This window comes from Bacillus sp. JJ1122 (assembly GCF_036964885.1).
In the GTDB taxonomy this organism is placed as follows: domain Bacteria; phylum Bacillota; class Bacilli; order Bacillales; family Cytobacillaceae; genus Mesobacillus.
This window is the reverse complement of sequence record NZ_JBALQL010000057.1, coordinates 1-8896: the sequence shown is the minus strand read 5'-3', so window position 1 is coordinate 8896 and position 8896 is coordinate 1. Positions and strand designations below refer to the sequence as shown.

The following is an 8896-nucleotide window of genomic DNA, read 5'->3' as shown; positions in this document are numbered from 1 at the left end:
CCATGCATTATTAATTGAACTCAATAATAATGAAATTATCATTCCGATATTATAAACAAAACTATATATCCCTACTTCATTTTCATTAATATAATAATCTAACATAAAACGGTCAACATATGATAACACTTGTTGGGATAATACATGAAAAATTAAAGGAAGGGAAAGAGCGAGACCAAACTTCCAGTCTGATATTAATTTATAAATAGTAATATACTTTGCATATTGTAAAAATAAAATTAATCCGATTATTGTCGTAGAGACAAGTATACCTAAAACTCTTGCGAAATAAGTATCATTACTCATATAAATAACTAAAGCTACTGAGATTATTACATTTAATAACGTATATACCAATGAATATAATAAATGTTTAGATGGTTTTTGTTCAAAAATCATAGCGGAAGTAAATATAGTAACAAAGCTACTAAACAATGCATTTAAGATAAGGGTCCAAATGATTAAACTACCATTATTACTCCCTAAAAAATTTGAAAGGGAAGGAAATACTGAACCTATTATAATCAATAAAATTGAAATAATTATTGGTAATAACATTGTATTCCCAATGAAAGAATTAAATTTTTGTTGATCATTATAATATCGCTTATAAGCTATTCCAATCGAAGATTGGATTTGCAAACTAACAAAAATTGTTACTATTCCTAATGCAGATGTATATAAAGCAAATTTTCCAAACTCTCCCGGAAGCATTAACCTAGTAAAGATTGGAAGGGTAAAAAAGCTTACGCCCTTAATAATTAAATTTCCAATTGTATAGATTATACTTGATTTAACAAAGCTTGTTTTATTCATTAGAAATTGGATATTCCTTAATTACGGTAATAATATAATTAAATTCCTCTTCTGTTAGGGTCGGAAACATTGGTAAACTTATTTCACTATTATAGAATGATTCAGCATTTGGAAAATCGCCATACCTAAATCCAAAATTATCTTGATAATAAGGTAACGTGTGTACTGGGATATAGTGAACTTGTGAGAAGATGCTTTTTGAGCGTAGATACTCAAAAAAATCCTTACGATTTACCGATTCATCCAAACGAATGGGAAATAGATGATATGAATGTAGAACTTCTGGTTTTTTATCCAAATCAAAGTATTTTTCTTCATCTAACCAGTTTAAATCCGCAACTACATCAGGTAAAATAATCCAATTCAATTCGTTTAATGAACGAATATATTCTCTTGCAATCATATTTCTTTTATATAATGAATGATCTAATTTTTCCATTTGAGTTATTCCAAGAGCAGATTGCATATCCGTTAAACGATAATTATATCCAAGCTCAAGCATCTCATAATACCATGGACCATCAATTTTCGAGAGTTGCTCTGGATTTTTTGTTATACCATGTGTACGAAATAGTATTAATTTATCATAGTAATCTTTACTATTAGTTAAAACCATACCACCCTCACCACAAGCAATATGTTTAACTGGATGAAAAGAAAGTACGGTCATATCTGCATAATCAACAATATTTCTTCCATCAAACTTAGCTCCAATGGCATGTGCAGCATCATGAATTAGAACCCTATCCTCACCAATAATTTCACGGATACTTTTTAAATCTACAGGATATCCAGCAAAAGAAACAGGAGTTACTACTTTTACATCTTCAGTTACTACCTTTTCTAGGAGGTTAATGTCTAAATTATATGTCTCTAAACTTATATCAACAAATTTAGGCACAGCTCCTACATATAGACCAGCATTTGCAGTTGCAGCAAATGTAATGGAAGAAGTAATAAAACTTTCCCCAATTTTAATCTCACTTGCATGATAACATGCATGTAAAGCTGCAGTTCCATTACTAAATGCAACTGCATACTTGCATCCATGATATTCTGCTACAACCTGTTCAAATTCAGCTACTTTAGGTCCTTGTGTCATAAAATCAGACTTTAGAGTTTCCACTACAGCGTGAATATCACTTTCATCAATGAATTGTCTTCCATATGGGATGTTCATTTCATACTACTCTCCTTTAATTGCTTCTTCTATTAAATTCCAAGTCAATGGTTCAGCAAAATCTATGTCTTGATTTACTTTTTTATTTAATACTTCTTTTAAATATTTTGGTGCAATACCATCACTTGGTCGTACAGATTTAATATTTTCTAAAGTCAATTTTTCACCTTTTTTAATCGGTTTAGTAACAAACAATGATCTAGAAAATTTCCTACTTTTCATTTTCTTATCATTTAATTCATAATCAATTTTTCCTAAACTAGCCTCTGCATTACGAACTGAATCGACCATTTCTTTAAATTCAGTAGGGGTCATTGAAAATTCAGCATCTGGACCTCCAACAAACTTATCTAAAATAAAATGTTTTTCTATTACTCTTGCTCCCAGCCCTGCTGCAACAATCGGTACTAAACTTCCCATAGTATGATCAGATAAGCCAATTTCTATATTAAACCGTTTTTTCATATCCACCATAGTTAATAGATTAGCATCTTCAAGTTTGGCTGGATATGCTGAAGTACATTTAAGTAATACTATTTGGTCATTTCCTTGGCGTTTGCATGCACCTATTGCCTCAAAAATTTCTTGTTTTGTTGCAATCCCTGTCGATATAATTATAGGTTTTCCTTTTGCAGCTACATATTCAATTAAAGGAATATCTGTAATCTCAAAAGAAGCAATTTTGTAAGCAGGAGCGTTTAATTCTTCTAAGAAATCCACAGCAGAAGAATCAAAAGGAGATGAGAATATTTCTAAACCAAGCGATTGGGCATAAACAAATAATTCACCGTGCCATTCCCACGGTAAAAAAGCTTCTTCATATAAATCATATAAAACTTTTCCATCCCATAATGTATCTTGATTAATTCGAAAGTAAGACTTATCACTTTTTAATGTTATTGTATCGGGTCTATAAGTCTGTAATTTTACAGCATCTGCTCCGGATTCTTTCATTGCTAATATTGTTCTTTTTGCTACTTCAATATCATGCCCATGATTTGCTGATAACTCAGCAATAATAAAAATTTTATCTGACAGATCAAAATTACCTATTTTCATTCTTGATCCTCCCATTTTTCAAGATCAATTGGTATCTATTAAATGGATTTCCTTCTTCTTTAAGAGAAAATCCTAACGAATTAAATAATTTTAATGACGGAATATTTTCTTTATGAATCTGAGCTTCAATTATATTAATATTAGGATATTCGTTTTGAATTTTATTAATAAACTTATTAACCAAGGTTTTTGCAATTCTTTTTCCACGAAGTTGTTCATTTAAACTAATACTAATTAATCCCTTATTTTCATTACAAGAGATTCGGACTTGGCCTAAAAAGACATTATCTTTTTTACGTTTAAATGAGTAAAATAATACATTTTCATCATTTAGAATGTTATAAAACCATTCAATATGGTTTTCATACAGAATAGGTTCTTGATTGATTGACCATTTTCTAACCGCTTCATCATTAGATAGATGATAAACATCTTCTATGTCAGTTTTATTTAATTTCTGAATATTAATTGCATTAATAAGTCCAGCCGTAATAATTTTCTGAGCACCTTTAAAATTATATTTTTCATGTTCTACTTGATATTGTTGACGGTACTCTTTACTTCTCATTTCAAGACAAGCCTGAGATAAATCTTCTATATTATCTATTATATTCGCCAATTTATTTTCTTTTAATGACTTTAAATTATTCGATTGATTATCTGCTACCTGTATACAAATGAAAGGAGTTCTAGTTGCTATTAACTCATAAATAGTTTGCCCAGCAGCACTAATTGCAATATCACATTTATTCATTAAATTATACATTTGTTCTCCGTTTAAATTTTTATATAAATACACTTGATGAATATTACTAAATTTACTTTTATTAGTAACAACGTGAATATTTGCTTGAGGAAATATTTCTCGTACTGTATATATTGCATTAGGTGTAAAGTTTAATATATCTGTGCCACCGAAAGTAATTAATATATCTTTAATATCATCATTTATGATTCTATTAGAAATCTCATTAAAAATTTCTCGTAAAATTACATGTTCATGGCCAATTCCATAACTAATTTGACTATGGTCAGGATAGTTTAAAATCCCCCCATATAACGATGGATTAACAACATGTCCCTTACTATATCTAAAATCATTATTATCATCGATAATAACTAGAGATGATACTAACTCACTTACTTTTTGATAATGGTATTTTGAAGCTAAGTATGAATCAATTATTACAATATCTGGGTTAAAATCAATTACCGACTCCACTAATGTCTCTAATTTTAACCAGTCCATAATTACATTATCATATTTATTAATTAACTTAGCTGCCTCGAAATCTGCGTTTGCCAAAAAAGCCACGTTGCAATCTCTTTTTATTGCTTCGTTCGCAATGGCACAACATCTTACAATGTGTCCAAATCCAATAGACATAGACCCTTCGGTAATAATTAATATTTTCCAAGTCATTACTTATCAACGCTTTCTAATAATCTTTGAACTCGCTCTAAACCATGTAAACTACTTAAAGCAATTCCTTTTTCCAATTCTTCTGAAAGAGAAGAGTACACTCGTTTTTGTTCAACAGACCTGTTTATATAACCAATCCAAGGTTTTTGCTTGTATAATGTTATTATTTCTTCTACACTTGCATGTTTATCTTTGAAGTGATCATATATTGCACAAATTGCCATGTAGTCCTCATGTGTGTCAAGTGTAATTCGTATCTCTGGACCGTACTGTTCTTTAGCAGCTTGAACATTTTCAATCTTAAAGGAATCTAGTTTCGTTCTATAAATATATGGAGTGACATGTTCAAATTCAAAATCTTCTGTTGCATTGTTAAATGCTTCTTTTAATACAGAGAAGTTAAATACTTCTGCATCCATTCCATGAGGAAAAGATCGAACTAATGTATTAGAAGTATAGTCATTATTATGCTCTAAATGAATATTTATTATTCGATCGATCACTTTTGGGTCAATACATGGACAATCACTAGTAATTCGTACCACAATATCTAAGTGGAACTTTTTAGCACTTTCGTAATAACGTGATAGTACATTTTTTTCACTACCTCTAAAGACTTTCGTGCTTAAGGAAGTTGAAAGGTGAGCTATGCTGTCATCAGCTTTAGTATTGGTTGTAGCAACAATAATTTCACTGATATAAATTGATTTTTTCACACGATCAATTACATTATTGAGAACAGAAAATTCTTGATTAATGGGCAGAGGCAAAAGAACCTTATTAGGAAGGCGAGAAGATCCACTTCTCGCCTGAATAATACATCCAATTTTCATTATACTTCTCCTAAAATTCAATATTTAGTGCATTAATACGTTTTTTTAACTCCTCAGAATCTAACCAAACAGTATTTGTCCCAGAATTATATTCCCAGTTCTGTTTAATCAATTTACCACCTGGGATAAAATACTTCTCGCGAGACCACCATTCAAAATTTGGATATATAATATAAAAATCACCATATTCATAGGTGTTTCGAGAATCATCACTCGTTATCATTGATTCATGCAGTTTTTCACCTTCACGAATTCCTACAAATTTCATGGTGCCGCCTGGATTTAATGCTTCAGCAATCTCTGTTACTTTATAAGATGGATTCTTGAAAACATATGTTTCTCCACCTTTAGACTCTCCTAGTGCCTTAAATACTAAATCAACAGCTTCATCTAATGTCATCCAAAAACGAGTCATTCTCTCATCGGTAATTGGTAATTCTGTAATCTCTTGTGCTAATAATTGCTTAAAAAATGGAATAATTGAACCACGACTTCCTGAAACATTCCCATAACGTACCACTGAAAATACAGTACCTTCTTCTCCCGTATAAGCATTAGCAGCTATAAATAATTTATCAGACACTAATTTAGTTCCACCATATAAATTAATAGGATTAACTGCTTTATCTGTTGACAATGCAACTACTTTTTTTACTCCACGATCCAATGCTGCTTCTATAATATTTTGCGCCCCATTAATATTTGTTTTTATAGCTTCAGTTGGATTGTATTCACAAGCAGGTACTTGTTTCATTGCTGCTGCATGAACTACATAGTCAACACCTTTAAATGCGCGATATAATCGCTCCTTATCACGAATATCTCCAATAAAAAACCTAAGTTTAGATGCCTTTTCTGCACCAAGTTTAATCAATAAATTTTTTTTCATTAAATCTTGCTTAAATTCGTCACGTGAAAGAATAATAATTTTTTTAGGATTAAAGTTGTTTAAGATTCTTTCTGTGAATGCTTTTCCGAAAGATCCTGTTCCACCAGTGATCAGAATAGTTGAATTATTTAACATTAGAAGTTCACTCCTGAAATTTATTGAATTTCTTTAAAATATTCCTCAGTATGCATAAAAATATTTTTTGTTTTAATAAAAATTATTATTTCATTAAAACTTTATATGATTTTTTTTAAATAGTTATTTCCAACGATAAGTGAAATACAAATAGCATAAATTTATATCTTAACTAACATGGAATAAACAAAATAAACAAAATATTTATTGTTTTTATAATCAAGAAAAAATGAACTGCTGCTCTCCCTATTGAAATCATATTTTTATTTTCTAAAAAAGGAAAACAACTATAAAAACAGTTTTACTAACACAATAAGCAACCTAATAACCCAATGAAGTTCACCTTAGAATTTGATGAACTTGTAATTATTATTTTACTACTCAATAGCTTCCTTAACTAAATGTATAAATTTATGAGCTTTATTTTTTTCTATAAAATTTATAAATTCCCTTATAAAATCTAAATCCGTTTTTTGTTTACTATTTTTATAAATCTCTGCCAATGAACTTAAGATAAACCTTATTTCTTCATCTGTCTTAATCTGGTCAAATCCCCAATACTTATTACATATTTCTCTTTGCTCATCAGTCACTGATTCAGTATAGTTTCCAAAGAGTTTATTAAAAATCTCTTGCTCATTTTTATATGTTTCCTCCCACCAACTTGGTCTAAAATAGGTGTCTATATTAAAATCAGTCTCATTTTTAAAAAAATTTTTTTGTTTCAAAATAAGATGGGGTTTATTTAAAAAAACGCAATATCCTACATGTGTTCCCAAATCATTTGAAATAGTCAATTCACTATCTTCAATTAAATTTTTAAGCCTAGACAAAAAATATGGGCCTTTCCGATGGCCAGCGGTTACAATTTTCACATCATATTTTTCATATTCTTTATGATATCCTAATAAAATATCATAATAATACATACAAACATATACGTTATCATAATTATACTTATTCTTTATTTCCATTATTTTAGTAATATTTTGCGCAACACTATGTTCCTTAAATATCCCTTCAATGGAATGAGAGGGGAAATAAAGAATGTTTTTTTGTTTCGTTTTACTTTTCTTTTTTAAAGAAGGAGCATAATTAATATATGGGCCAATTTGAAAAAATGGTTTCCTAGAAACCAAACGAATAGCATTTTTTCTAGCCTGCCCAAAGCTAATTGTAGCTGGTAATCCAGAGTTAAATGTTTCATACGGACTTATATTGTCTCCAAAGTATACACCATGTTCTATACAAGCATATATTTCATTGCTGAATCCAGAAAACCCCTTCAATTGTTGGCCTATACCATAATTTTCATTGCTGGGAAATAATTCCGGCTTGATAATTGGTTCTTTTATAAGGACGCCCGTTTGCCAATAATTAAAATTCTTACTGTCAATGAAATACTTTTTACTAGTATTTAAATAGAAAACTCTTAAAATATTTAGAGTTTTAATTTTCATCTGTCTTAGCTTATAAATTTCATTTATAAATCTAGTCATTTAAATCCCTCAGATACTTTAGAGATAATTAAATTTAACTTTTGTCAACAATTTAGAAATTAAATATACAAAAATAGAAGTAACAAATATTAAAAGATTAGTTATTGTGAAAAAAGTTGTAGCATTTCCCATTAAAAGGAAATACGTTATCAAGGTAAAATAAATATACATCTGTGATATAAATACAAAATATCTTTTAGTTATTAATAAATAATTCAGAAAATAAATGTATATTCCCAAACATATGCCAATAAACATTAGTATTGGAATAGACATATATTGACCGAATAAGAATATTAATATTGCAGGAAATCCCATAGTAAAACTCACACCATATGTTAGATAATGATCTACCAATTCCTTTGGTGCAATATAGTACATCAAACGTTTTAAACCCTTTATATTTTCTGTCGAATCAAATTCTTTGATAACGAAAACAATTCTTTCATTTTTATTAAGCGGTGCTACCTTTTCATTATAATCTACTCCCCACCAGACATGTCCTTGTAGTCCTAAAGCCCTATAGATAGCAAACTCAACTGCTTGGTCTGTTGTATAGTTAAACTCTTTTTTATAGTTGTTAACGACACGGAAAGATAATAATAAAACTGTTGCTGTTAAAATAATTATAATTTTTTTGTTTTTTAGGGCAGTTAAAATTTTCATTTTATCATTCTTAAAATAAAGAATGAAATAAATAATCGACAAATAGAGCAAACTGGAATAAAAGGGAGTGAATTTGTGACCCTGTAATAGAAATTTTATTATTAACATTAAAATTAACATTGAACTTATAAGCCTATAAGAGAATTTTTTCATTTCATATAAAATAATGAAAAGGAAAGTTACTACAATCGGATAGCCGGAATCAAATATTACAAATAATGGATTTTTCATTAAATTCATATAACTATTAAATGAAAAACGATTGACCTCACCAAATTTTATTCTAACACTAACAGTTTCTATTAAAATTAAGGATATAAATAAGGCTACCACTATTAAAGATAAGTTAATAAAAAATTTAGTTAAATCAATTGATTTATTCTGTATTAATAGATC

The 8896-nt window shown here is 29.1% G+C and carries 8 protein-coding genes; all 8 read right to left on the bottom strand.

Annotation, left to right across the window (positions count from 1 at the left end; all coding sequences use genetic code 11):
• Nucleotides 1-816, bottom strand: an 816-nt coding sequence (locus tag V7201_RS23050) for an oligosaccharide flippase family protein (protein WP_335379086.1), incomplete at its 3' end; no start/stop codon positions are given.
• Nucleotides 809-1996, bottom strand: a complete 1188-nt coding sequence (gene pseC / locus V7201_RS23045) for a UDP-4-amino-4,6-dideoxy-N-acetyl-beta-L-altrosamine transaminase (protein ID WP_335379085.1) — start codon at nucleotides 1994-1996, stop codon at nucleotides 809-811. The genes pseC and V7201_RS23050, both read right to left, overlap by 8 nt.
• Before the next feature lie 6 nt (nucleotides 1997-2002).
• Nucleotides 2003-3055 (bottom strand): pseudaminic acid synthase, encoded by a 1053-nt coding sequence (pseI, locus tag V7201_RS23040; RefSeq protein WP_335379084.1) that lies wholly within the window; start codon nucleotides 3053-3055, stop codon nucleotides 2003-2005.
• On the bottom strand, nucleotides 3042-4478 hold the full coding sequence (locus V7201_RS23035; RefSeq protein WP_335379083.1) for a bifunctional UDP-2,4-diacetamido-2,4,6-trideoxy-beta-L-altropyranose hydrolase/GNAT family N-acetyltransferase: 1437 nt from the start codon (nucleotides 4476-4478) through the stop codon (nucleotides 3042-3044). Before V7201_RS23035 ends, pseI begins: the two co-directional genes overlap by 14 nt.
• Nucleotides 4478-5311, bottom strand: a complete 834-nt coding sequence (locus V7201_RS23030) for a glycosyltransferase family protein (RefSeq protein WP_335379082.1) — start codon at nucleotides 5309-5311, stop codon at nucleotides 4478-4480. The genes V7201_RS23035 and V7201_RS23030 overlap by 1 nt, the downstream gene beginning before the upstream one ends.
• Before the next feature lie 10 nt (nucleotides 5312-5321).
• Nucleotides 5322-6335 (bottom strand): UDP-N-acetylglucosamine 4,6-dehydratase (inverting), encoded by a 1014-nt coding sequence (gene pseB, locus V7201_RS23025; RefSeq protein WP_335379081.1) that lies wholly within the window; start codon nucleotides 6333-6335, stop codon nucleotides 5322-5324.
• A gap of 377 nt (nucleotides 6336-6712) precedes the next feature.
• Nucleotides 6713-7834, bottom strand: coding sequence for a hypothetical protein (locus V7201_RS23020; RefSeq protein WP_335379080.1), 1122 nt, complete (start codon nucleotides 7832-7834; stop codon nucleotides 6713-6715).
• 18 nt (nucleotides 7835-7852) lie between these two features.
• Nucleotides 7853-8896 (bottom strand): DUF6418 domain-containing protein (locus V7201_RS23015; RefSeq protein ID WP_335379079.1); only part of this gene is annotated, 1044 nt, incomplete at its 5' end.